We start from the raw sequence: 1,435 nt of genomic DNA, 5'->3' as shown, positions 1-1,435 counted from the left end.
GAGGGTTTTTAGGGAAATAGTTTCCGATTATACTTCTTTATTAGCCTTAAAAAACACATTATAATTTGCGTGATTTTTTGCCAATTACTTGCAACGTTGTTGTATATGGTTTGTTGCGTTTTTGAAGCACTAAATTTAGTAAATAAAAACGGAATAGAAAATCCCCTAAGGATTTTCGTAAGTAGGCTAGTACTAGCAATAAATTATATATGGTGTTGGCAATAGTGATTTATTCAAATTGTTTTTCCATTACTTCTCTTTGAGATTTAACAATCCATTTGTCAAATTTCAATAAGTTTGATTTCAAATCATCTATTTCGTTGCTAAACATTAAACAACCTCTGTCATCATACATCCAAAACCATTTTTTTGTTTTTGGTTGAAAAAAGTAAACTAATTGATGAATTGTTGGTGAAAATCCCATTTCTGTATTTGCAATTCCATTAAAAATTTTTTGATAATTTATTCCGTTTTTTCTTCCTTTACAAATAGTTAATTTTCCTTTAATTCTCTCAATATTATCTTCGTTTTCAAAATATCGGGTTGCCAGATTTTCTTCAAACTCTTGAGATTTAATATTTTCAGATTTTAACAATTCATAAATATGATTCGGTGTTTCAGCAAAAATATCATCTCCAAAATCATAAACAATTGTGTATAATTCCGAATTTTTATCAAAATAGTTTTCAAACAGTTCAGATGCACGTTTTGTTGATTGATTCACACGTTCTTTTGTTCCGTTTTCAAATGGGTCTCCTAATTCAAATCTCAAAAAAAATTTCAGTCTACGCTCAATTGTATTGAAATCTGTTATTTCAATATTTGAATCTAAATATTTTAATTCTTGTTCGAGGTTTTTTTTCATTATTGCCAACGATTTATATATGGTTTGTTGCGTATTTCGAGCAACTAATTTAGTAAATAAAAACGGAATAGAAAATCCCCTAAGGATTTTCGTAAGTAGGTTCGCACTAGCAATAAATTATATATTTTGTTAACCTGCGTTTTTTCTTTTTACAATTAAAATACCGATATAAAATCTCACATTTTTCAGCGTTTTTATTCGGCGTTTAACTTGTCTAAAATTTCATATAAACTTACGCGAAAAAATCTAAAATCGGCAATATTCCGAACAGTTTTTCTCATTTTCATTCCTAATTTCGCAAACAGGCTAAAATTCCGCCATTTTCATTTCAGAATTACAGACAGATTCTTGCATAATATTTGTCAAAATCTGCTGCTTTACGATTCCGTTTCTATTGCGCAAACGAGCTAGGAAGTCCGCCGTTTTCATTTCATAATTACGGACAGATTCTTGCGTAATATTTGTCGGAATCTACTGCGTTATAATTCCATTTCTGGTTGCGTAATATTTATCAGAATCCTACTTTTTTAAACCGCTTTTTTGCCAATATTGCGTGTAATTTGGCTTAAT

At 29.4% G+C, this 1,435-nt stretch carries 1 protein-coding gene; it reads right to left on the bottom strand.

Annotated elements, in window-relative coordinates:
* Window positions 1–229: 229 nt before the first annotated feature.
* Window positions 230–865 carry a DUF3885 domain-containing protein gene (locus DPIF8902391_RS10470; RefSeq protein ID WP_198912947.1) on the bottom strand — a complete coding sequence of 212 codons (636 nt, stop codon included), beginning with the start codon at window positions 863–865 and terminating at the stop codon, window positions 230–232.
* Window positions 866–1,435 lie beyond the last annotated feature (570 nt).

Origin of the sequence: Tenacibaculum finnmarkense genomovar ulcerans (assembly GCF_900239495.1) — a bacterium.
Classification (GTDB): Bacteria; Bacteroidota; Bacteroidia; order Flavobacteriales; family Flavobacteriaceae; genus Polaribacter; species Polaribacter ulcerans.
This window is presented reverse-complemented; position numbering and strand designations above follow the sequence as displayed.